The sequence below is a fragment of the Streptomyces armeniacus genome (assembly GCF_003355155.1).
GTDB lineage: Bacteria > Actinomycetota > Actinomycetes > Streptomycetales > Streptomycetaceae > Streptomyces > Streptomyces armeniacus.
This window is the reverse complement of record NZ_CP031320.1, coordinates 2,784,313-2,806,926: the sequence shown is the minus strand read 5'-3', so window position 1 is coordinate 2,806,926 and position 22,614 is coordinate 2,784,313. Positions and strand designations below refer to the sequence as shown.

The window sequence follows — 22,614 nt, the reverse complement described above, 5'->3', positions numbered from 1 at the left end:
GGTTCCCGCACGCTGTCCGCGCGGTGGGCCGGAGAGCGGCCGTCAGGCGCCTGGCGCCCACGGACCGCCGTACGGTGCCACCGCCGGGCCCACAGGCCCGCAGAGGCCGCCGTACGGGCGCACAGGCCGCTGATACGGACCGTACGGACGCGCCCTTGCACGCCCTTACGCGCCGCGCGCCCCCGCCGCCTGCCGTACGGGCCGCACCGGCCGCGAGGCCGGGCCGCCGGCGTGCGAGAACGGCTGCTTCCGCCAGTCCAGCCCGGCGGGCAGCGTCAGCAGCGCCGCCGCGTCCTCCTCGTGCGTGCCGCGCCCGCCGTCCGCGGGCGGCGCGTCCGCCACGGCACGCCCCGTACCCGGGCACACCGTCAGACCGAACGGGTCCCAGCGCGTCGGGCAGAGCGCGTGCTCCGGCAGCCACTCCTCGTCCGCGAGCAGGGCGATCGGCTGTGCGCACTCCGGGCAGTCCACCCGGAAGATCTCGTAGGGCTCATACGTCTCGACGGTGTCCGCACCGCCCGCCGCGCTGTCCGCCGCGTCCTCCGTACGGCCGGCCCGGAGACTCTTCGCTGTCCGCATGCACTTCCCCCTCAGATGAACCGCCGGACCGCCAGGCCCGGCCACACCAAGCACTTCCCGCCGTGCCACGCGCATAATCTCGGCGGCCCGGCGGGCGCGGATGCACCAGTGTGGCCTTGCTCACACCGCGCGCCCCCCGTACGGACCGTACGCCACCGCCCGCTGTGCCGGAGCGCCCCCGGCACAGTAGGTTGACCTGCTGTGGAGGAGTTGGATCGACAAATCGTGGAATTGCTCGTCAAGGACGGGCGGATGAGCTACACCGACCTGGGCAAGGCCACCGGCCTGTCCACCTCGGCGGTGCACCAGCGCGTGCGCCGCCTGGAACAGCGCGGTGTCGTCCGCGGCTATGCGGCGATCGTCGATCCGGAAGCGGTGGGACTGCCGATCACGGCGTTCATCTCCGTGAAGCCGTTCGACCCGAGCGCACCCGACGACATCGCCGAACGCCTCGCGGAAGTCCCCGAGATCGAGGCGTGCCACAGCGTGGCGGGCGACGAGAACTACATCCTCAAGGTGCGCGTCGCCACCCCGCTCGAACTCGAGGACCTGCTGGCGCGCATCCGTTCGCTGTCCGGCGTCTCCACCCGTACGACGGTGGTGCTCTCCACGCCGTACGAGGCCCGGCCGCCGCGCATCTGAACCCCACCTGCGGGCGCCGACCCCCGCGTACGGCACGCGCGGCGCGGACGCGAGACTGGATGTCCCCGAACCGACCCCGCGAGGCGCCCGCCGTGAACGACTCCGCACCCGAACCGGCACCCGAAACGGCCGCCGGCCACCGCCCCCGTACCGTCCTGCTGCGCGGGGGAGAGGTGTACAGCCCCGCCGACCCCTTCGCCACGGCCATGGTCGTCGAGGGCGACCGGGTCGCCTGGGTCGGCTCCGAAGGCGCCGCCGACTCCTTCGCGGACGGCGTCGACGAGACCGTACGGCTCGACGGCGCGCTGGTCACCCCGGCGTTCACGGACGCGCACGTGCACACGACGGCGACTGGTCTGGCCCGTACGGGACTCGACCTCGGCGGCGCCCGCGGCCCGGCCGACGCCCTGGCCCGTATCCGCGCGCACGCCGCGGCACGGCCCGACGACCGCGTGCTGCTCGGCACCGGCTGGGACGACTCCGCCTGGACCGAACGGCGCCCCCTCTCCCGCGCCGAACTGGACGAGGCCACCGGCCGCCGGCCGCTCTACCTCACCCGCGTCGACGTGCACTCCGCGCTCGTCAGCACCGCCTTGCTGGACCTCGTACCGGGCATCACCGGCCTGCCCGGGTACGCCCCGGACGCGCCGCTGACCGGCGATGCCCACCACGCCGCCCGCGCCGCCGCCCACGCCTCCCTCACCGCGCGCCAGCGCACCGAGGCCCAGCGGGCGGCGTTGCGGCACGCCGCGTCGGCCGGCATCGGCTCCGTACACGAGTGCGCGGGCCCCGAGATCTCCGGCGAGGACGACTTCGAAGGACTGCTGCGGCTCGCCGCCGAGGAGCCGCTGCCGCGCGTCACCGGCTACTGGGCCGAAGCCGTCACATCCGCGAAGGACGCCGCGCGCGTCCGCGAACTCGGCGCCGTCGGCGCCGCAGGCGACCTCTTCGCCGACGGCTCCCTCGGCTCGCACACCGCGCACCTGCAGCAGCCGTACGCCGACGCCCCGCACACCGGCAGCGCACTGCTCGACGCCGGCGCCGTCGCCGCCCACGTCACCGCCTGCACCGAGGCCGGACTCCAGGCCGGCTTCCACGCCATCGGCGACGCCGCGCTCACCGCCGTGACCGAAGGCGTACGCGCCGCCGCCGAACGCGCCGGCCTCGCCCGCGTACGCGCCGCACGGCACCGCATCGAGCACGCCGAGATGCTCGACGACCGCGCCGTCGCCGCGTTCGCCGAACTCGCCCTCACCGCCTCCGTACAGCCCGGCTTCGACGCCGCCTGGGGCGGCGACGACGGCATGTACGCCGAACGCCTCGGCCGCGAACGCGCCCGCACCCTCAACCCGTACGCCGCGCTGCTCCGCGCCGGCGTGCCGCTCGCCCTCGGCTCGGACAGCCCGGTGACACCGCTGGGCCCCTGGGAGGCCGTACGCGCCGCCGCGTTCCACCGCACGCCCGAGCACCGGATCTCCGTGCGCGCCGCGTTCACCGCGCACACGCGCGGCGGCTGGCGCGCCGTCGGACGCGACGACGCGGGCGTCCTCGTACCCGGCGCTCCCGCCGACTACGCGGTCTGGCGTACGGGCGAACTCGTCGTGCAGGCACCGGACTCGAGAGTCGCGAACTGGTCCACCGACCCGCGCTCCGGCACCCCGGGGCTGCCCGACCTGACGCCCGGCGGTCAACTCCCCGTCTGCCTGCGGACGGTGGTGTCCGGGCGTACGGTCCACGCGCGGCCGATCGAGTGACGTACGGGAGTTGATACCGCCGAACGATGTCCCCTCTGCCCGCCGCCCCGCCCGCACCCCCTCGCCACTGACCTGCTGATTTGCCGAAACACTCCAGGTGGAACGACTGTTGACAGGCGACGCCGTCGGCCGGGTAGGTTCGGCGGAGTCCACCACAGGATGTCCGACCGGGGGATCTCCGCGCAGTCGTCGAACGCCGCTGGGCCATGGGGTGGTGCGTCGCACCGGCACACCACCACTGGGAGCCAGGTCCAGCGCCCGCGTCACGGGGGCGGAAGGTTTCATCTGGTCGGCGGGTGCGACCCGGGTGGGGCCCGGACGCTCAGTAGACAACGGCTCTCGGTCGACCCGCAGCCAGCGGGTCCCAGGTCGGCCCGAAGGGTGCCGGGCCCCGATCCGCACCCCCGCGCACGCGGCGCGCCGGACGCCGCACGGCGTATCCGCCGCGTATCCCCGGTGCTGCTCACACGCACCCCCGGTCCGCCACCGGCACTTCTCGATGTACGGTCACCTCACCACCGCACGACCTGCAGGAAGGCCGCGACCGTGCCATCGGGCCCCGACACCACCGACGCCACCACCCCCGGGCGGCCCGCCCGGGCGGACCGTACGGGCGTGCCCGCCGCCGCGGACACCGCGCCCGAGCCCGGCGAGGCGTCCGTCTCCGCGGCCGGTCCCGGCGCCGGAGACGCGGCGGCACCGTCCGGCGGAGAGCGCGTACGGCGCTCGCCGGAGGGCGCGGCCGCCGGCGCCGCGGGCGGCGGCACGGAGCCGCCCGCCGGCGGCCGGGCCCGCCCCTCCGGCGGGGCCGCGCGCCCGTCCCGCACCCGGCGCCTGGGCGCGCTCCTGCGCCGCGAGGCGGCCCGTACGGCGCTCGCCGCCGTCGCCGGCATCGCGCTCGGCCTCGCCTTCCCGCCGCTGGGCGCCTGGCCTCTGTCGCTCGCTGCCGTTGCCGCGCTGAGCCTGCTCACCCGCGGGCGTACGGCCCGGCAGGGCGCCTGGACCGGATTCGCGTTCGGACTGCCCTTCTTCTGCTTCCTGTTGAAGTGGCTGCACGTCGTCGGCTGGGACGCGACCTTCGGACTCTCCGTCATCCAGGCCCTGTTCGTCTGCGTGCTCGGAGCCGGCCTCGCCGTCACCTCACGCCTGCCCGCGTGGCCGCTGTGGGCCGCCTGCCTGTGGGTGGCCGAGGAATGGGCCCGCGACCGGGTGCCGTTCGGCGGATTCCCGTGGGGGCGGCTGGCGTTCGCGAACGCCGGCTCCCCGTTCACACCGCTCGCGGCGCTCGGCGGCGCGCCCCTCGTCACCTTCGCCGTCGCGCTGGCCGGCGCCCTGCTCGGCGCCGCCGCCCTCGCCGCCTGGCGGCTGCGGCACACGCCGCGCACGTCGCGTACGGCGGCCGGCCTGGCCCGTACGGGCGGGCTGCCCGTCCTGGGCAGCCTCGCGCTCGCCGCCGCCGTCACGGTCAGCGGATACGCGGTGCCCGTGCACACCAAGGCCGCCGACACCGCCGACATCGCCGTCGTCCAGGGCAACGTGCAGCAGGCCGGCATGGACTTCCTCGGCCGCCCCATGATGATCCTCGACAACCACGTCGAGGCCACCCTCAAGCTCGCGGAGCGCATCAAGTCCGGCGAGACGAAGCGCCCCGACCTCGTCATCTGGCCCGAGAACGCGTCCGACCTGGACCCGTACCAGCACGCGCAGGCCCGCGCCCGCATCGACGAGGCGGCCCGTGCCGTCGGCGTCCCGATCCTGGTGGGCGCCCTGGTCGACCACCCCACCAAGGAGGGCTACGTCGAGAACCAGGGCATCGTCTGGGACCCGCGGAAGGGCCCAGGCGCCTCGTACACCAAGCAGCACCCCGTGCCGTTCGGCGAGTACGTGCCCTTCCGGGACCAGCTCAGCAAGGTCATCTCGCGGCTGCAGCGCGTCCCCCGCGACTTCTACCCCGGCGACCACACCGGCGTCCTGCAGGTCGGGCCCGCCCGCCTCGGCGACGTCATCTGCTTCGAGGTGGCGTACGACGAGATCGTCCGCGACACCGTCAACGACGGTGCCCGCGCCCTCGTCATCCAGACCAACAACGCCACGTACGGCCGCACCGGACAGCCCGAGCAGCAGCTGGTGATGTCCAAGCTGCGGGCCGTCGAGCACGGCCGCGCCGTCGTCACCGCGGCCACCAGCGGCATCAGCGCCGTGGTCGCCCCGGACGGCACGGTGGTGCAGCGCACCGACGAATTCACCCAGGATGTGCTCACAGCTAGGCTGCCCCTGCGCGACGGCACCACGCTCGCCGACCGCGTCGGTGCCGGGCCGGAGTGGACACTCGCCCTCGCGGGCGTCCTGGCCTGGGCCGCGGCCTGGGTACTCGGTCGCCGGGCACGCGGGGCAGGCGGAGCAGAGGGCCGGGAAGACGTCCAGGCAGAGGGGCAGCAGCAGTGAGTCACAGCGGACAGCAGCGGCGGTACGAGCCGCTCGGCACGGTCCTCGTGATCATCCCGACGTACAACGAGGCCGACAACATCCAGTCGGTCGTGGGACGGGTGCGCTCCGCGGTCCCCGAGGCCCACGTGCTGATCGCGGACGACAACAGCCCGGACGGCACCGGCAAGATCGCCGACGAGCTCGCCGCCGACGACGAGCACATCCAGGTGCTCCACCGGCGCGGCAAGGAAGGGCTGGGCGTCGCCTACCTCGCCGGGTTCAAGTGGGGCATCGAGCACGGCTACGGCGTGCTGGTCGAGATGGACGCCGACGGCTCGCACCAGCCCGAGGAGCTGCCCCGGCTGCTCACCGCGCTCAAGGGCGCCGACCTCGCCCTGGGCTCCCGCTGGGTCCCGGGCGGCCGGATCGTGAACTGGCCGAAGCACCGCGAGTTCATCTCGCGCGGCGGCAGCACGTACTCCCGGCTCCTCCTGGACGTGCCCATCCGCGACCTCACCGGCGGCTACCGCGCCTTCCGCAAGGAGACCCTCGAAGGGCTGGGCATGGACGCCGTCGCCTCCCAGGGCTACTGCTTCCAGGTCGACCTCGCGCACCGCGCGTACCGCGCCGGATACCACGTCGTGGAGGTCCCGATCACGTTCGTGGAACGGGAGCGCGGCGACTCCAAGATGAGCCGCGACATCTTCGCGGAGGCGCTGTGGCGGGTCACCGCCTGGGGCGTGAGCCGCCGTGTGAAGAAACTCCTCGGACACAGGCACACTTGAGACATGACCAACGGCACTCCGTTCCCGTACGAGCCCCGGCCCGAGGGCGACCAGCAGGCCCGCACCGGGGACGGCGCACGCCGTCCCGCCCGCCGCTCCCGCGCCCGTAGCCTCGCCGCGCTCGGCGTCGCCGCGTGGGTCGTGCTGGAGATCTGGCTGCTCACGCTGGTGGCCGGCGCCGCCGGCGGGCTCACCGTGCTGGCGCTGCTGGTCGCGGGCTTCGTCCTCGGTTCCTACGTCATCAAGCGCGCCGGACGCCGCGCCTGGCGGCAGCTCCAGGAGACGATGCAGGCCGCGCAGCCCGGGGCCACCGCGCCGCCGCCCGCCCCGGAGGGGCGCACCGGCGGCAACGCGCTCGCGATGCTCGGCGGCCTGCTGCTGATGGTGCCGGGCCTCGTCTCGGACGCGGCCGGGCTGCTGTGCCTGTTCCCGCCGACGGCCGCGCTGCTGCGGCGCGGCACGGAGCGGGCGCTGTCCCGCGGGGAGATCGGGGAGGCGCTGCGGCAGGCGCGCAGCGCGGAGGAGCAGGTGCGGATGCACCGGCCGGACGGAAAGGTCGTCCAGGGCGAGGTCATCCGGGACGACGACGCGGGCGGCGCACCGCCCCGCGACTGATCCCGTTCCCCGTACGGGCAGACCCGCACCCGTACACGCGTACACGGACCGACGGACCGCTGCTGCGTGCGACCGCCCGCGCGCAGCGCGAACCGCATCCGGGCACACGAAAGGGCCCGGGGCCGCCCTGCGGCGGTCCCGGGCTCCTTCGTGTCGTGCTGTCTCGCTCTGCTTGCCGAGGCCCGCGGAACTAGGCTGACTTGCGTTTGCTGTCTCGCGGATGCACGGCGATGTTCATGGTGCCGGAACGGAGGACAGCCAGCCGTTCGGCCAGCACCTCCTCCAGCTCCTCGCGGGTGCGCCGCTCCATGAGCATGTCCCAATGCGTACGCGCGGGCTTGCCCTTCTTCTCTTCAGGACCCTCGCCGTCCACCAGGAGGGCCTGTGCGCCGCACACCTTGCACTCCCACTCCGGCGGAATTTCGGCCTCAACCGAGAACGGCATCTCAAATCGATGGCCGTTCTGGCATGCGTACTCCACGGCCTGGCGTGGTGCCAGGTCGATACCGCGGTCGGTCTCGTAGCTGGTCACCACGAGTCGCGTGCCGCGAAGAGCTCGCTCACTCATGAATCGTGCCTCCCGGGCTTGTCGCCCACAGGACAGGTGTCGCTGTCGTCGTCATCCGGTCAACGTCCGGTCGGCGGTGAAGATTCCCGTAGTGGGACATGCGTCGCCCGTCGTGCCGCCCCTTCTTGTTACCCACCGGTGCCCGGTTTGTCACATCTGACAGGAGATGTCACCCAGCGTTCGCGTCTGTTTGGCGTTGCGTAAGCGGTTCATCCGGCGGGCCGGAGGCGTACACTACCGCCCCGCGGGGCGAGGTTCGAAATCCGGCCCCGCCGCGGACCGCCCGCCCCACCCGTTACGTACCCGCCGCGCGCTCCTCCGCACCCCCTGCCGCCCGCCGTTCCGGCTCCCGTTCCGCGGGCTCCGCGCCCTCTTGGCCACCGCCCCGCGCGACCACGGAGGAGGCGGTCACGGGTGGTTCCCCGTCCGGTCCCGGTATGGCGAAGATCCGCAGGAAGAACTGCGACAGCGGGCCGATCGCCAGCGCGTACAGCACCGTGCCCGCGCCGGCCGAACCGCCGAGGACGAACCCGGTGGCCAGCACCGCGATCTCGATGCACGTGCGCACCAGCCGGATCGAGCGGCCGGTGAGCTTGTGCAGCCCGGTCATCAGCCCGTCGCGCGGGCCCGCCCCGAAGCGGCCCGAGATGTACAGGCCGGTGGCCACGCCGTTCAGCACCACTGCGAAGACCAGCAGCGGCACGCGGACCGCCATCGCCCGCGGCTCCGGCACCAGCCACAGCGCGCCGTCCATGGACAGGCCGACGAGGAACACGTTCGAGACCGTCCCCAGCCCCGGGCGCTGCCGCATCGGCACCCACAGCAGCAGCACCGCGGCCCCGACGATGATCGCGACCGTGCCGATGGACAGCCCCGTACGTTCCGCGACGCCCTGGTGGAGCACGTCCCACGGGTCCAGTCCGAGCTCGGCCCGGACCATGAGGCCCGCGCTCGCCCCGTACAGCACGAGACCCACGTACAGCTGCACGAGCCGGCGCGTGAGCCGGGAACCGGACCGCCCCCTGACACTGGACACAGAAATGCCCCCTCCTGGTGAATGTGGCCTGGCGCGTGACAGTCTGGTGGTGACGAGAAGACCAGTTCCATGGCCAATGCGGGGAAGGTGGACTGACATCGTGGCTCAGTGGACATCGGCGGTGGGTGCCGCACAGCTCGCCCGGCTGCTCGGCGGCCCCCAGCGCGCCGGCGCGCCCGGAAGGGCGTCCGACGGCGCGGGCGCGGGCGCGGCGAACGGCCGCCGTACGCCCGCCTACCGCTCGCTCGCCGACGGCATCCGCACGCTCGTCCTCGAGGGCCGCGTGCCTGTCGCCGCCCGGCTGCCCGCCGAACGGGAGCTCGCCGCCGCGCTCGCCCTCTCCCGTACGACCGTCGCCGCCGCCTTCGAGGAGCTCCGATCCGAGGGCTACCTCGCCTCCCGCCGCGGCGCCGGCAGCTGGACCGCCATGCCGGACGGCAACCCGCTGCCCACCGGCGGCCTGGAGCCGCTGCCGCCCGAGGCCGCGGAGAGTGTCCTCGACCTAGGCTGCGCCGCGCTGTCCGCGCCCGAGCCGTATCTGAGCCGCGCCTTCGAACGGGCGCTGACCGAACTGCCCCCGTACATCCGCACCCACGGCGACTATCCGGCCGGCCTGCCCGCGCTGCGCGCGGCCATCGCCGACCGCTACACCGCGCGCGGCGTGCCCACCATGCCGGAACAGATCATGATCACGACCGGTGCGATGGGCGCCGTGGCCGCACTCGCCCACCTCTTCACGCCGCGCGGCGAACGCGTCGCCGTCGAGCACCCGTCGTACGCGAACATCCTGCAGCTCCTGCGCCGTACGGGCGTCCGGCTCGTCCCGGTCGCCATGGCCGGGGAGCTGGCCGGCTGGGACCTGCCCGCGTGGCGGCAGGTCCTGCGCGACTCCTCGCCGCGGATGGGCTACGTCGTCGCGGATTTCCACAACCCCACCGGCGCCCTCGCCGACGAGGAGCAGCGCCGCGACCTGGTCACCGCCGCCCGCTCCGCCGGCACCCTCCTCGTCGCCGACGAGACGATGGCCGACCTGCCGCTGGAACCGGGCCTCGAACTGCCGCGCCCGATGGCCGCGTTCGACACCGGCGGCTCCACCGTGATCACCGTCGGCTCGGTCAGCAAGGTGATCTGGTCCGGGATGCGCATCGGCTGGGTACGTGCCTCGCCCGAGGTCATCCGCAGCCTGGTCGCCGCCCGCGCCTACGCCGACCTCGGCAGCCCTGTACTGGAACAGCTCGCCGTCGTCGGGCTGCTGTCGGACGGCAGCTGGGAGGACGCCGTCGCCGCACGCCGCCGCCAGGCCCGCGAGAACCGCGACGCGCTCGTCGACGCGCTCCGACGGCACTTGCCCGACTGGGAGTTCACCGTTCCGCGCGGCGGGCTGACCCTGTGGACCCGCACCGGCGGGCTGTCCGGCTCGCGCATCGCGGAGGCGGGGGAGCAGCTGGGCGTACGGGTGCCCGCCGGCACGAGGTTCGGCGTCGACGGCGCGTTCGAGGCGTACGTACGGCTGCCGTTCACGCTGCCCGGCGTGCTCGCGACGGAGGCGGTCAAGCGGCTGGCGGGCGCGGCCGAACTCGTCCGCACCGGCGGCACCGCAGGCACGGAGACGCCCCGCAGCTACGTCGCCTGAGCGGGGCCGCCCGCCTGCGCCCGCGCGGGCGCCGGGGCGGGCGCGGCTGCGGGCGCCGGTGCTTGCGCCGGAGGCGCCGTACGGGGCCCGTCCGCGCCCTGCCGTTCCGGCAGCAGCGCCAGCACCGCCCGCCGCTGCCCCTCGCTCGTGGCGTCGTCGTGCGGGTCCGGCGTCGCGGGCACCTGCAGCCGCAGCACCGGGCCGCCGCCGAGCCGCGCGAACCCGCGGCCGGGCGGCGGGTCGGGCGCCGGTGTCGTACGGGGCGGCTCGCCCAGGACGGCACGCACCTGGTCCCGCGTCACCGCCCCCAGCACCACACGCGCCCTCGTGTACGCGCGGACCGCCTGCGTCAGTCCCTCGGCACCCTCGAACTGCTCGGCCACCACGACCGTCACGTTCGCCGCGCGGCCGTGCCGCAGCGGCACCTCCAGCAGCTCCTGCGGGTCCCGCCGCCCCTCCGTGCCGGCCAGGTGGCTCAGCACGGCGGGCCGTTCGACGACGAGCCACAGCGGCCGCCGTACGTCCGCGGGCACCGGTTCCCCGGCCTGCCGGCACCGGCTCGCGGCCAGCAGCCTGCGCTCCGTCTCGTGGACGGCCCACTCCAGCGCCGCCAGTGAGCCGACCAGCGTCGACTCCACGGCCAGTACGGCCCCGCGCCCGGCCAGGCACGCGAACTCGCCCGCGCCGCCGCCGTCCACCACCAGCACGTCCCCGTGCCGCAGCGCCTGCAGCGCCAGCGACCGCAGCAGCGTGCTGACGCCCGAGCCCGGGTTGCCCAGCGCGAGCAGGTGCGGCTCGGTGGACCGGGCGCCCGTACGCCACACCACCGGCGGCACGTCCCGCGTGCCGTGCTCGTCCGCCGCGTCCGTCCCGTCCGTCCTGTCGGTCACGTCCGCCACGTTCACAACTGGCAGGGTGCGCGGCACGGCGTCCGCGTCGGTGAAGCCGAGGACCGTCTCGCCGGGCGCGGTGACGAACGGCTGCGCGCAGATGTCGGTGGGCAGCGGCGCCAGGACGGACACCGACAGGCGGTTCCGCTCCTCGTCCCAGTCGAAGCCGTACTCGCGGCCGCGCCCCGCCTTAGCGGACAGCAGCTGCTCGACGCGCAGCCGCTCGTCGGCCTCACCGTCCCGGAAGTGCGCCGGGTAGCGGAGCGTCAGCCGTACGATCCGGCCCGCGTCGTTGAACTCGAACTCCTCGAACGACCGCCGCCAGCCCCCGTCGTGCGCGTACAGCGGTTCCGGATGCGGGTCCTCGGGGACCGCGAAGTACGGCACCAGCGCCTCGTAGAGCGCCTGCAGCCGCGCGGTCTCCTCCTCGCCGGGGCCGGTCTCGGCGGGCGTACGGCCACGGCCGCGGTCCCGGTCCCGGCCCTGCCAGGCCGCGGCCAGGGCCAGCGCGGCGGCAGCGGCGGCCGGCCCGTACGGCATCAGCCCGACGGCGAGCAGGCAGGCCGCCACGAGGCCGAGCGCGGGGCCCCGCCGTTCCTTGGGGGTACGGACCCACCAGCCCCGGGCGGCGGCGGCGAGCCGCCCGAGACCGCGGGCGATGGTGATGAGCGGGTGCAGCACGTCCACGGCGCCGGCCGCGCCCGTACGCACCAGGTCCCGGCTCCGGCGCGGCGCGGGCCGCGGGTTGTCCCCGCCGCGTCGCAGCAGCCCGGGCAGCGGCCGCAGACCCACGCGTGCCTCCTCGGTGCGTTCCCCGTGCCGGGGATCAGAGCTGGATGCCGCCGAGCAGGCCGGCGAGGCTGGCGCTGCCCTGCTTGATGCTCGGCGCGATGGCCGTGCCCGCCAGGAAGAATCCGAACAGTGAGCAGACCACCGCGTGCGACATCTTCATCCCGTCCTTGCGGAAGAACAGGAAGACGATCACGCCGAGCAGTACGACACCGGAGATGGACAACACCATGGATCACTCCTGATGTAGGGGACGGTCACCATGAGCTGTTCCACCATCACAGAAGGTGTCGTATGAATAAAGCGGCAATTGAGTGATTTGTCATCCTCCCGCTGCAGAACGGGTGTACGACTCGCTGTCGGTGCCGGGCGCGGACGGGTCTTCGTCCCGTACGGGGGAGCGGGAGGAGCGGGACCGGCCGAGGAGTGAGTCCAGCGCGAGGCTGCCCGGCCCGAGCGCGGCGATGAGCAGGAAGCCCCAGCAGAACATCGCGGCGGGCTCGCCGCCGTTCTCGATCGGGAAGAGTGCTTCCGACTGGTGCTCGACGAAGTACGCGTACGCCATCGAGCCGGACGAGACGACCGCCGCGGGCCGGGTGCCGAGCCCGACCAGTACGAGCGTGCCGCCGGCCAGCTGGATGGCGGCCGCCCACCAGCCCGGCCACTCCGCGAAGCCCGGCACGCCGCCGTGCGGGCCGCCGAGTACGTCGAAGAGGGTCGCCGCGCCGTGGCAGGCGAAGAGCAGGCCGACGACGATGCGGAACAGCCCGAGTGTGAACGCCTTGCTCTGATCGCTGTCGAGGCCGGTGACGGCCGTGCCGGGTCCTTGTCGCATGATCAGCTCCTGGGTGTGGGGACTGGGGGCAGGCAGCGCTGCGTCAAGCTTGGTCTAGACCTGCGCGTAACGTAGTCACGCTCCGATGTGATGTCTAGACCAGTGACCGGTCGCCTTTCACGGTTCCTGCGCGCACGCGTGCGCGGCCCAACGGGTCGTGGCCCGGGGTGAGTAGTCCGCGGTGACCCGCGGGGGAGAGTGGCGGGCGGTGGTCAACGGCGGGCGGATGTGCCCGATTTGGGATGGTGCGCCGCCGGACCGACACCGGATGGATCTTCGAAATTCATTGTTGAGGTGAGCATGACGGGGCAGGATGCCTGTGCCAACCATCGGTCACCGAGAGGACCCCCCACATGCATCTGCCACGACCAACCCGCCGCAAGTCGCTGGCCGTTCTGGCCGCGGGCGCCGCGATCGCCGGCATGGCGACCCAGATACCGGCGGCCACCGCCACCCCGGCCACCGACAAGCCCGCGGCGGCCTCGCAGCCCGCGCAGCAGGGCGTAGGCGCCTACGACGACACGTACTACCAGGACGCGCTGGGCAAGACCGGCCAGGAGCTCAAGGACGCGCTGAACGGCATCATCAGCGAGCAGACCACGCTCTCGTACGACGACGTCTGGGAAGCGCTCAAGGCCACCGACAAGGACCCGGCCAACGCCGGCAACGTCGTCCTCCTCTACAGCGGCGAGTCCCGCAGCGGCGACGCCAACGGCGGCGACCAGGGCGACTGGAACCGCGAGCACGTCTGGGCCAAGTCACACGGCGACTTCGGCACCTCGCCCGGCCCGGGCACCGACATCCACCACCTGCGCCCGACGGACGTGACGGTCAACAGCATCCGCGGCAACAAGGACTTCGACGCGGGCGGCGAGGAAGTCGACGGCGCGCCGGGCAACTTCACCGACGACGACTCGTACGAGCCGCGCGACGAGGTCAAGGGCGACGTTGCCCGGATGATCTTCTACATGGCCGTCCGCTACGACGGCGAGAGCCACCCCGACCTCGAGCTCAACGACGAGGTCGACAACGGCTCCGAACCGTTCATGGGCCGCTCCTCGGTGCTCATGCAGTGGCACGAGGCGGACCCGCCGGACGACTTCGAGAAGAACCGGAACGAGGTCATCTACGACCAGTTCCAGCACAACCGCAACCCCTTCGTCGACCACCCCGAGTGGGCGGCCGACATCTGGTCGGCGCCGTAGAACCTCTGCTCGGCGCTACGCGAGTAGACCGGCGGCCGTGCCCGTACGAGCGGGCGCGGCCGCCTGGTCGTACGCCCTCCTGGCCGTGCCCCGGATCGCACGCCGTCGCCCGTACGGCGGCGGACCGATGAGTTCCCGGGCGCTCGGCCGTCTCACCTCCGGGGACCCCCGCCGGGGTCACGCACAGGGACGACACGGAGGAACGCGATGAGCACCACGGAACCGAGCACCGCACTCGACCCCCGCTTCAGCAGCGACGGGGCCGAACCCGTCCCCTGGACGCGGGCGCGCCGGGAACTGGCGGAGGCGGAGACGTACTGGCTCTCGACCGTACGGCCCGACGGCCGGCCCCACGTCACCACGCTGCTCGCCGTATGGCGCGACGGCGCGCTCCACTTCTGCACCGGCCCGGACGAGCGCAAGGCCCGCAACCTCGCACAGAACCCGCAGTGCGTCCTGACCACCGGCTGCAACCGCTTCGACCGCGGTCTCGACCTCGTCGTCGAGGGCCGCGCCGAGCCGGTCACCGACGAGGCGGTGCTGCGGCCGCTCGCGGAGGCGTACGAGGCGAAGTACGGGCCCGACTGGCACTTCGACGTACGCGACGGCGCGTTCCGGCACGGCGGCGGCGACCGCCGGGTGTCCGTACGGGCCGGGGAACTGTCCGACGCGGATGAGGGCAAGGGCTGGCTCTTTTACACAACTCCGAGCCCACGAAACGGACCCCTAACTCGGATGCCGTCTTCTGCCTGACAAAATTTGCTTTTAGTTTTTTTTAGTGAAACGGACGCCTCACGGAACACAACCTAAGCCTTCGTCGGCAGCGTCAGATGTGGATAAGGGACAGGGGAGGGCCCGTTACGGGGTCCCGTTTCAGGAATCCGTCCGCACGGTGTCCTTGGAAACCAGCTCGCCCCGCGCGAAGCACAGCCGGTAGATGTACGCCGGATCCGGGTCGTCGTCGATCCGGTAGTAACGGCAGCGGGAACCCGGCAGGGCGGGAGTGGTGTCCTCGCTCGGCTGCTCGTCGGTCTGCATCGCCGGCAACCGGTCCGACACCTCCCGCTCGCTCTGTCCGACGCGGAGCCGGTCGTAGCCCTCGAGCGGCAGCACCGACTCCGACGACTGGAAGAGCGAGAACACCCCCATGACGACGGCCAGTCCGGCGGTCAGCGCCAGCGGCACCACGAACACCTGCCACAGCCGGCGCCGTGCCCGGCGCTGCGCCAGCTCCCGGCGGAGCGCGGACTCGGACGGCACGGGTGCGGCGTCGTCCAGGACTTGCCCGGCGTCGTTGCCGAGTCCGAGCCCGTTGCCGAGTCCGCCCTCGTGGCCGTGCTCGGCGTCGTGGCCGTGCTCGGCGTCGTGGCCGTGCCCGGAGTCGTGGCCGTCCTCGGCGTCGTGGAGAGCCGTACCGTCACCCGGCGCGTGCGGAAGCCGGGCCCGCACCTCGTAACCGCCGGCGAACCGGCTGTCGGGCGCCATGGCCGGGCCGTTGTACATGAGGCCGCCCGCCAGCCGAACCCGTTCGCGGAGCCCTATCAGGCCGATGCCGCCCGACGTCCGCCCGGGCAGCGGGTCACCGACGGGCAGTTCGTTGACGACGGAGACATCGGTGGCCTCCGGCGTCTGCCGCAGCCATACGGCGACGGCGCTTCCCGGCGCGTGCTTGGCGGCGTTCGTCAGGGACTCCTGGACGACGCGGTACAGGGCACGGTCCACCATCGGGGGCAGCTCGACCGGTTCGCCCTCGCGGCTCAGGCTCACCCGGAGGCCGGAGGCGGCGGCCCGGTCGACGAGGTCGGCGATGTCCACGCCTGTCAGCCGGTCGTTCGGCTGCCCTCCGCCGGCCGCGCCGTCCCCCTCCCGCAGCACGCCGATGATGTCGTGCAGCGTCTCCGTCGCCGTGACGGCCGCCGCCCGCAACTCCTCGGCGGCCGTGCGGTGGTGCGCGTCCAGGTCGGGGGCAACCTCCAGGGCGCCCGCGCGCAGCGCCAGCAGGGACAGCTCGTGGCCCAGCGAGTCGTGCATGTCGCCGGCGATGCGCGAGCGTTCCCGCAGCCGGACGCGGTCGGCGGTGAGCCGCTGCTCGCGCTCCATCCGCTCGGCCAGCTCCCAGCCCGCCGCGACCAGTTCGGCGCGCTGCCGTGCGTAGCGGCCCACCAGCCAGGGCAGCGCGACGTTGAAGACGAGGGTGAGGACCAGCGTGAACCAGGTCCACAGCTGCTCCCCCTCCCGCCACATGGCGAGCAGCCCGAAGGCGGCGATCAGCACGAACGAGAGGAACGCCGGCTGCGCCTGCCGCATCCTGCGGCCCACCAGATAGCCCGTGGCGAGCAGCGCCGGACTCGCCGATCCGCTGAACAGCTCCGGGGTCGAGGTGAGTGCCAGCGCCACCGCGACATACAGCGAGAGCAGCGGCATCGCCCGGCTCACCAGCACCGCGAGGGCGAGCAGCGGAACACCCAGGTACGGCGACAGCGGCGGCGGGCCCTCCCGGGGCGGCCCCGCGATGTAGGCGACCACCACGGGGACACACAGGGCGAGCCACAGCGCGGCGTCCGCGGCCCACTCCCGGCGGCTGCCGCGCGTCACCACGGCCCGCGCCCAGGCCCGTACCCGGGCCGACGGGGCGGCCCGGCGGCTGCCGCCACCGCCGGGCGCCGCCGGGTTCACTGCTCCGAACGCGCGCGCATGTCGTCATCCGCCTTGTCACCGGCCGCCGTACGCCGGCGCAGCACCGCCCAGGCGGCCTCCAGCAGCAGCCCGGCCACCGCGGCGAAGCCCACGGCCACCCACGGGGCGCGCACCCCGACGAGCTCGAGCTGGAAGAACTCCTGGAGGAACGGCACCACCAGCACGACGCCGAAGGACGCCGCCATGGTGAGCACGAGACCGATCCGCCACCAGGTGTAGGGGCGGGCGATGATCGCCAGCGCCCACAGCGCCACGAGGAACAGCGTCAGCGTGGCGGCCGAGGTCTCCGCTTCGAGGTTGCCGTCGTAGGTGCCGCGGGCGGACAGATACGAGCCGAAGGTGGCCGCCGCCGCCAGCAGTCCGCCCGGCAGGGCGAAGCGCAGCACCCGTTTCACAAAACCGGTCCTGGCCCGTTCGGCGTTGGGCGCGAGCGCCAGGAAGAACGCGGGGATGCCGATGCTGAGCGAGCCGATCAGGGTGAGATGCCGGGGCAGGAAGGGGTAGGGCACCTGGGCCACCACGACCAGGATGGCGAGCAGCACCGAATAGACGGTCTTGGTGAGGAAGAGGTTCGCGACCCGCTCGATGTTGCCGATGACCCGGCGGCCCTCCGCGACCACCGAGGGCAGCACGGAGAAGTTGTTGTCCAGCAGCACGAGTTGGGCGACGGAGCGGGTCGCCGGGCTGCCGTCGCCCATGGCGACCCCGATGTCGGAGTCCTTGAGCGCCAGCACGTCGTTGACGCCGTCGCCGGTCATCGCCACGGTGTGGCCGCGGGACTGGAGCGCCTGGACGAGCGCCCGCTTCTGCTGCGGTCCGACGCGTCCGAAGACGGAGTTGCGCTCGGCGATGTCCGCCAGCTCCTCCGGGTCCTCGGGCAGCGTGCGGGCGTCGACGGGGTGTTCGGCGCCAGGGAAGTCCAGGCCGCGGGCCACCGCGCCGACCGAGAGGGCGTTGTCACCGGAGATCACCTTGGCGGCGACGCCCTGGTCCGCGAAGTACCGCAGGGTGGCGGGGGCTTCCTTGCGGATGCGCTGCTCGATGATGACCAGGGCGGCGGGCGTGACTCCCTCCGCCTCCGTCAGCGGCCGGTCCAGCGCCTCGCGGAGCGTGCCCGTGCTGCGCACGAGCAGCAGCACGCGCAGCCCGAGCGCGCCCCGTTCGTCGACCTGCTCGAGCACCGGGTGTCCCGCGGGCAACAGCGCGTCGGGGGCGCCGAGCAACCATGTCGCGGTCTCGCCGTCGGGCCCGGGCGGCTTGAGGGTGGCGCCGCTCCAGCGGCGGGCCGAGGAGAACGGGGAGCTGTCACACACGGTCCAGCCGTCCGGCGCGGGATACGCGTCGATGATGGCCTGCATGCTGGAGTTGGGCCGTTCGTCCGCCGAGCCGAGCACTCCGAGCACCGCTTCGGCGGGCGCGTCCGGGTCGAGTGCCCGGATCTCGGAGACGTCCATCGCGGTCTCGGTGAGCGTGCCGGTCTTGTCCAGGCAGACGACGTCCACCCGGGCCAGCCCTTCGATCGCGGGCAGCTCCTGGACGAGGCAGCGCTTCTTGCCCAGCCGGACCACGCCCACCGCGAACGCCACGGAGGTGAGCAGGACGAGCCCTTCGGGCACCATCGGCACCAGCCCGGCGACCATCCGCCGGATGGCCTCCGGCATGTCGTCCTTGCCGACGGTGAGCTGGCTGATGATGAGCGCGATACCGGCCGGGATGATCGCGTACGTGACGAACTTCAGGATGGTGTTGATGCCGCCCCGCAGCTCGGAGCTGATCAGGGTGAACTTGCTCGCTTCCTCGGCAAGTTGAGCGGCGTACGCGTCGCGGCCGACGCGGGTGGCGGCGAACGCGCCCGAGCCGGCCACCACGAAGCTGCCCGACATGACGGGGTCCCCCGGCTGCTTGACCACGGGGTCCGCCTCGCCGGTGAGCAGCGACTCGTCGACCTCCAGGTCGGCCGTCTCCACCAGCGTGCCGTCCACAGCGATCTTGTCGCCCGGGCCCAGCTCGACGATGTCGTCGAGCACGAGCTGTTCGGCGGTGACCGGCGCCGCGACCCCGTCGCGGCGCACGGTCGGCCGGCTCTCGCCGACGATGGCCAGCTGGTCCAGGGTGCGCTTGGCGCGCACCTCCTGGATCACGCCGATCAGGGTGTTGGCGAGGATGACCCCGCCGAACAGGGCGTCCTGGACGGGGCCCACCGCGAGGATGATGACGAAGAGCACGCCGACGATGGCGTTGATCCGGGTGAAGAGATTGCCGCGGACGATCTCCTTGATGCTCCGGCTGGAGCGGACAGGCACGTCGTTCACCTGTCCCGCGGCGACCCGCTCGGCGACCTCGGCCGCGGTGAGACCCTGCACCGCCCGCGCCCGGTCCGGAGCCGTGGCGTCCTGACTCTCCGGCGCCGCGACGGGCTCCTCGCCCACCGTGTCCACTTGTTCAGCCACTCCCGGTCCCGTCCCTCTCGTGCGGTGTCCGTGCCGGCCGCTGGTCCCGACGGCCGACGGTTGGTCCTGACGGCCGAAGGCCGACGGTCGACGGCCAGGCGCTGACGGTCGACGGCTGACGGCCGGCGCCGGCCACGCGGCCGCCGTACGTCGATACCAACGCTCCCGACCCTAAACAGCGCAGCGATCACCCACCAGCCACCAAAGGCGCCGATGAACCTCAACTTTCGTCAGGGTTCGGCCTTTGACGCCTCCTCCTGTGGTGTGAGGCTTCTCTCCGCAACCGTCCCCGGGGTCCCTGCTGTCGCATTCGCCCTCGTACGGCACGACCTGCGGTGACGCCTGTTCCCGGGTCCCAGAGGCCCATATTGATCTCGGATGCCGGTTTTTGGCAGTGCCGGACCCGTGTGCTTACGGTCGCACCGCTCGCCACACGGCGGGCACCCGCGACCGTCACGCCTAATCCTGCCGACGGTCGCCGGGGGGAAACCGTCGCGTCAGCGCCGTAGGCAGGAGCGGGGGAACCAGGTAAGCGCCGCGCCCCGAACGGGGAGCGGCTAGGGGCGAAACCGTACGAGTCCGCGTCACGCGGCCGCGTACGGCCGGGCACTCAACCGGTCCGAGCCCGACAGCTCACCTCGCAGGCGTCGGTGAGGAAGTCAGTCATGCTGTTTTCAGGTAAGGGCCGTCACCGCTCCTCCAAGGCCGCCCGCATCGCCACCCTCGCGGGTGTCGCCGGCGCCGCCGTCACCATCCCGCTGATGTCCGCGACCGGCGCGCAGGCCGCGTCCGTGGACACCTGGGAGAAGGTCGCCCAGTGCGAGTCGGGCGGCAACTGGCAGATCAACACCGGCAACGGCTACTACGGCGGTCTGCAGTTCTCGCAGTCCAGCTGGGCCGCGGCGGGCGGCACCCAGTACGCGCCGCGTGCCGACCAGGCCACCAAGTCGCAGCAGATAGCCGTCGCCGAGAAGCTCCTCGCGATGCAGGGCCCGGGTGCCTGGGCCTGCGCCGGCGAGGGCGGCCTGACGTCCGGCGGCCCGTCCGCGAACGTCAGCCCGAACGGCGACGGCGGCGAGCGTGCCGACCGCGGCGAGCAGCGGCAGGCCCAGCCCGCCGAGCAGCCGCAGCAGAAGCAGGAGAAGCAGGAAAAGCCGCGGCAGGCCCAGCCGCAGCCGCAGAAGTCCGCCGGCGGCGACTACACGGTGCGGTCCGGCGACACCCTCGGCAGCATCGCCGACGAGCACGGCACGACCTGGCAGAAGATCTTCCAGGCCAACAAGTCCGTCATCGGCGGCGACGCGGACCTGATCCTGCCGGGCCAGGAGCTCAAGCTCTGAGAACGGCGGGAACCCTGACCGCTCTCCGAGCCCCGACCGCTCTCTGAAGCCCTGACCGCTCCGGGCATTCCCGGCCCCGCTCAGGACCGGGAACGCCTTGAGCGTCGCTGAACGCGCAGCCCGCGCCCTCCCCCGGGGCGCGGGCTGCGGCACGCTCAGCGCACGCCGTACGGGTGGTCGCCGCCGTCGTTTCCGTACGGCTCCGCGTACGGTTCGGCGGTCTCCTCGGGGCCGCCCAGCGCGTCCGCACGGCGGATGATCTCCGCGAGCTGCGAGACAGTCTTGTCCTCGGAGTCCGCGGCCGCGTCCCGCGCGTACGTGGCCAGCTGACCCAGCGTCGGTGCGCCCGGCAGGTCACCCTCGCCGCGCAGCGCCTCCGCGAAGTACGCGGCGGCCGCGGTCGTACGGAGCCCCGGCGCGCCCTCGGACCCCCACAGCGCGTCGTTCAGCGATTCCGTGCCGATCCGCTGCGACTCCTCGTGCGGTTCGCGCGAGTCCGGGTCCAGCCAGCGCACCGCGGCGGTCGCCACGTCACCCTCCGCGCCCTCCTTCAGCCGGACCGCGTACAGCGCCGTGACGGTGTGTCCGGGGCCGATCTCGCCGCCGTCCACGCTGTCGTCGCGGAAGTCCTCGTCGGCGACCCTGCGGTTGTCATAGCCGACGAGCCGCTGCTCCTCGACGGTGTCCGGATCGAACGTCACCTGTGCCTTGGCATCGCGCGCGCGGAGCTCGATGTTGCGCGGCAGCTGCTCGACGAACACCTTCTCCGCCTCCGTACGGCCGGACACGTAAGTGGTGTGCCCGTCCCCCTTGTTGGTGAGCCGCTCCATCAGGGCGTCGCCGTAGTCGCTGCCCACGCCGACGCCGAACAGGGTGATGCCGTGGTCGGCGCGGTGTGCGGCGACGCTGTCGAGGATGGAGTCCGCCGAGGTGTCACCGGTGTTGGCCAGCGCGTCGGACAGCAGCACCACGCGGTTGGTGACGCCCTTCCGCTTGCCCTCGACGGCCTCCTCGTATCCGGTGCGCATTCCGGCGGCGAGGTTCGTGCTGTCGCGCGGTTCGAGCTCGTCGACGGAGTCGCGGATCTCGTCGCGCTGCCCGTCGTCGCCGAGCCGCGTCATCGGCAGCACGGTGCGGGCGTCGTCGCTGAAGGTCACCAGGGAGACGGAGTCCTCCGCGCGCAGCTGCCCCACCATCGTCCGCAGCGACGACTTGACGAGGTCGAGCCGTCCCGGCTCCGCCATCGAACCGGAGACGTCGATGACGAAGGTGAGCGCCGCCGGTGCGCGCCGGTTGGCGAATCCCTCGCTCTCCGCACGGGTGGCCAGTCCGACCCGGAGCAGCGACCAGTCGTCACCGTACGAGCCGCCCCCGTCCTCCGTGCCCTCCGGGCTGTCGTCGTCTCCGCCGCCACCGTCCACACGGGCGCCGTCCGCGGTCACCGAGAATCCGTCACCCTCCGGCTGCGGATAGCCCTGCCGGAAGCTGTTCACGAACTCCTCGGCCCGTACGGTGTCCGCCGCCGGCAGCCTGCCGTCCTCGATGGTGCGCTTCGCGTAGCCGTACGACGCCGTGTCGACGTCCAGCGCGAAGGTGGACCGCAGATCGGGCGGCGGAACGGCCTCGGCCTCCCGCTCGTCCTGTTCGCCGCTCTCCTGCGCTCCGTCGGGCGTGCCGCCCGAACCGCCGGGCAGCGGCGCGTCCTGCCGGGCGCCCGAACGGTCCGTCGCCGCTTCCTTGTTGCCGTCTCCCCCGCCGCTCGTGCAGCCGGCGAGCAGTACGCCGCCCGCCAGCAGTACCGCCGCCAGTTGTCGCCCCCGGTGCCGCATACGGTCCCCCTTCCGGCCTTTCGGCCGCACTCGTCAGTACGCGAATGTGACGTACGGCGCGGCGGGGCGGACCCGGGCCGGGCGTCACGGAAGCGTTGCGATGCGGCAACAGGCGGCTTCAGGGGGACGTTTGAGACATCGGTTGCGGAGCTGCCCGCTCCGGTGAGCGGCCCAGGAGATAAGTGAGACGTAAAGACTGCCGGACCCTGGCAATGAAGCGCGGCCACCGTGCGTGTCACGATGACGGCACACCGCACAGGGCGTGGGTACGGGCGACAGTCGGTCCGCTGCGTACTCTACTGTTCCCATCCGTCGCGGTGTCCGGCCTCGTGCCGGTGGCAGCGCCGTTCGGCAGGCTGTTTATGCTGGTGGGCGACGTAGGCGCCGATGCCCTCGACGGGGGTGAGGGCATCGGCGCAGCCGCTCCAAGGGGCCGGCCCCAGAGCGCGGCGACGCGTACGGGGCGGATGGTACGAGCCCGTGCAGCCGGTGCGTACGGGCGGGGCGTTCGCCGCGTGATTGCCTGGTTCGCGCGGGTGT

Annotated in this window: 18 protein-coding genes and 1 riboswitch; of the genes, 9 read left to right on the top strand and 9 right to left on the bottom strand. The window is 73.1% G+C overall.

Annotated elements, in window-relative coordinates:
* Positions 1–165 precede the first annotated feature (165 nt).
* On the bottom strand, positions 166–579 hold the full coding sequence (locus DVA86_RS12230) for a hypothetical protein (RefSeq protein WP_208878092.1): 414 nt from the start codon (positions 577–579) through the stop codon (positions 166–168).
* Positions 580–780: 201 nt separating this feature from the next.
* Between DVA86_RS12230 and DVA86_RS12225 the strand changes: the two genes are divergently transcribed.
* The 5 genes from DVA86_RS12225 to fxsA all read left to right on the top strand — a co-directional run bounded on the left by DVA86_RS12225 (position 781) and on the right by fxsA (position 6,802).
* On the top strand, positions 781–1,221 hold the full coding sequence (locus DVA86_RS12225; protein WP_208878090.1) for an Lrp/AsnC family transcriptional regulator: 441 nt from the start codon (positions 781–783) through the stop codon (positions 1,219–1,221).
* Between the two features lie 92 nt (positions 1,222–1,313).
* Entirely contained in the window at positions 1,314–2,975 is a 1,662-nt protein-coding gene (locus tag DVA86_RS12220; RefSeq protein WP_245996518.1) for an amidohydrolase, read from the top strand.
* Between the two features lie 546 nt (positions 2,976–3,521).
* Positions 3,522–5,420 (top strand): apolipoprotein N-acyltransferase, encoded by a 1,899-nt coding sequence (gene lnt, locus DVA86_RS12215; protein WP_425470817.1) that lies wholly within the window; start codon positions 3,522–3,524, stop codon positions 5,418–5,420.
* Entirely contained in the window at positions 5,417–6,187 is a 771-nt protein-coding gene (locus DVA86_RS12210) for a polyprenol monophosphomannose synthase (protein ID WP_208878086.1), read from the top strand. Before lnt ends, DVA86_RS12210 begins: the two co-directional genes overlap by 4 nt.
* Positions 6,188–6,190: 3 nt before the next feature.
* Positions 6,191–6,802, top strand: coding sequence for an FxsA family membrane protein (gene fxsA / locus DVA86_RS12205; protein ID WP_208878084.1), 612 nt, complete (start codon positions 6,191–6,193; stop codon positions 6,800–6,802).
* A 190-nt stretch (positions 6,803–6,992) separates the two neighbouring features.
* On the opposite strand, the gene DVA86_RS12200 is transcribed toward fxsA, so the two are convergent.
* On the bottom strand, positions 6,993–7,370 hold the full coding sequence (locus tag DVA86_RS12200; RefSeq protein ID WP_027751042.1) for an RNA polymerase-binding protein RbpA: 378 nt from the start codon (positions 7,368–7,370) through the stop codon (positions 6,993–6,995).
* A 295-nt stretch (positions 7,371–7,665) separates the two neighbouring features.
* Positions 7,666–8,406, bottom strand: coding sequence for a membrane protein YczE (gene yczE, locus DVA86_RS12195; RefSeq protein WP_208878083.1), 741 nt, complete (start codon positions 8,404–8,406; stop codon positions 7,666–7,668).
* A gap of 100 nt (positions 8,407–8,506) precedes the next feature.
* On the opposite strand from yczE, the gene yczR reads away from it, so the two are divergent.
* Positions 8,507–10,039 carry a MocR-like transcription factor YczR gene (gene yczR, locus DVA86_RS12190; protein ID WP_208878082.1) on the top strand — a complete coding sequence of 511 codons (1,533 nt, stop codon included), beginning with the start codon at positions 8,507–8,509 and terminating at the stop codon, positions 10,037–10,039.
* Here yczR and DVA86_RS12185 read toward each other — a convergent pair.
* The 3 genes from DVA86_RS12185 to DVA86_RS12175 all read right to left on the bottom strand — a co-directional run bounded on the left by DVA86_RS12185 (position 10,027) and on the right by DVA86_RS12175 (position 12,553).
* On the bottom strand, positions 10,027–11,721 hold the full coding sequence (locus DVA86_RS12185) for a hypothetical protein (protein WP_425470816.1): 1,695 nt from the start codon (positions 11,719–11,721) through the stop codon (positions 10,027–10,029). The genes yczR and DVA86_RS12185 overlap by 13 nt on opposite strands.
* 34 nt (positions 11,722–11,755) lie before the next feature.
* Positions 11,756–11,950, bottom strand: a complete 195-nt coding sequence (locus DVA86_RS12180; RefSeq protein ID WP_208878081.1) for a hypothetical protein — start codon at positions 11,948–11,950, stop codon at positions 11,756–11,758.
* A gap of 90 nt (positions 11,951–12,040) precedes the next feature.
* On the bottom strand, positions 12,041–12,553 hold the full coding sequence (locus DVA86_RS12175) for a DoxX family protein (RefSeq protein WP_208878079.1): 513 nt from the start codon (positions 12,551–12,553) through the stop codon (positions 12,041–12,043).
* Between the two features lie 353 nt (positions 12,554–12,906).
* On the opposite strand from DVA86_RS12175, the gene DVA86_RS12170 reads away from it, so the two are divergent.
* Together DVA86_RS12170 and DVA86_RS12165 are read left to right on the top strand one after the other, a co-directional pair.
* Positions 12,907–13,758: an endonuclease I family protein gene (locus tag DVA86_RS12170; RefSeq protein WP_208878077.1), complete on the top strand. Its 852-nt coding sequence runs from the start codon at positions 12,907–12,909 to the stop codon at positions 13,756–13,758.
* 207 nt (positions 13,759–13,965) lie between these two features.
* Positions 13,966–14,511: a pyridoxamine 5'-phosphate oxidase family protein gene (locus DVA86_RS12165; protein WP_208878076.1), complete on the top strand. Its 546-nt coding sequence runs from the start codon at positions 13,966–13,968 to the stop codon at positions 14,509–14,511.
* A gap of 120 nt (positions 14,512–14,631) precedes the next feature.
* Here the strand turns inward: DVA86_RS12165 and DVA86_RS12160 are convergent, their stop codons facing one another.
* Together DVA86_RS12160 and DVA86_RS12155 are read right to left on the bottom strand one after the other, a co-directional pair.
* Positions 14,632–16,434, bottom strand: a complete 1,803-nt coding sequence (locus DVA86_RS12160) for a sensor histidine kinase (RefSeq protein ID WP_208878074.1) — start codon at positions 16,432–16,434, stop codon at positions 14,632–14,634.
* Entirely contained in the window at positions 16,431–18,905 is a 2,475-nt protein-coding gene (locus DVA86_RS12155; protein WP_208878072.1) for a cation-translocating P-type ATPase, read from the bottom strand. The genes DVA86_RS12160 and DVA86_RS12155 overlap by 4 nt, the downstream gene beginning before the upstream one ends.
* 491 nt (positions 18,906–19,396) lie before the next feature.
* Positions 19,397–19,567: riboswitch (cyclic di-AMP (ydaO/yuaA leader) on the top strand.
* 3 nt (positions 19,568–19,570) lie between these two features.
* Here DVA86_RS12155 and DVA86_RS12150 point away from each other — a divergent pair.
* A complete protein-coding gene (locus DVA86_RS12150) occupies positions 19,571–20,245 on the top strand; it encodes a LysM peptidoglycan-binding domain-containing protein (protein ID WP_208878070.1) in 675 nt (224 codons plus the stop codon).
* Between the two features lie 155 nt (positions 20,246–20,400).
* On the opposite strand, the gene DVA86_RS12145 is transcribed toward DVA86_RS12150, so the two are convergent.
* On the bottom strand, positions 20,401–22,074 hold the full coding sequence (locus DVA86_RS12145) for a vWA domain-containing protein (protein ID WP_208878068.1): 1,674 nt from the start codon (positions 22,072–22,074) through the stop codon (positions 20,401–20,403).
* Between the last annotated feature and the right edge of the window lie 540 nt (positions 22,075–22,614).

What these genes read in the sequence shown, in the direction of transcription:
- fxsA (WP_208878084.1), top strand. Translation starts at nt 6,191, where the DNA reads ATGACCAACGGCACTCCGTTCCCGTACGAGCCCCGGCCCGAGGGCGAC.
- DVA86_RS12165 (WP_208878076.1), top strand. Translation starts at nt 13,966, where the DNA reads ATGAGCACCACGGAACCGAGCACCGCACTCGACCCCCGCTTCAGCAGC.
- DVA86_RS12145 (WP_208878068.1), bottom strand. Translation starts at nt 22,074, where the DNA reads ATGCGGCACCGGGGGCGACAACTGGCGGCGGTACTGCTGGCGGGCGGC.
- DVA86_RS12200 (WP_027751042.1), bottom strand. Translation starts at nt 7,370, where the DNA reads ATGAGTGAGCGAGCTCTTCGCGGCACGCGACTCGTGGTGACCAGCTAC.
- DVA86_RS12175 (WP_208878079.1), bottom strand. Translation starts at nt 12,553, where the DNA reads ATGCGACAAGGACCCGGCACGGCCGTCACCGGCCTCGACAGCGATCAG.
- DVA86_RS12230 (WP_208878092.1), bottom strand. Translation starts at nt 579, where the DNA reads ATGCGGACAGCGAAGAGTCTCCGGGCCGGCCGTACGGAGGACGCGGCG.
- DVA86_RS12180 (WP_208878081.1), bottom strand. Translation starts at nt 11,950, where the DNA reads ATGGTGTTGTCCATCTCCGGTGTCGTACTGCTCGGCGTGATCGTCTTC.
- DVA86_RS12150 (WP_208878070.1), top strand. Translation starts at nt 19,571, where the DNA reads ATGCTGTTTTCAGGTAAGGGCCGTCACCGCTCCTCCAAGGCCGCCCGC.
- DVA86_RS12170 (WP_208878077.1), top strand. Translation starts at nt 12,907, where the DNA reads ATGCATCTGCCACGACCAACCCGCCGCAAGTCGCTGGCCGTTCTGGCC.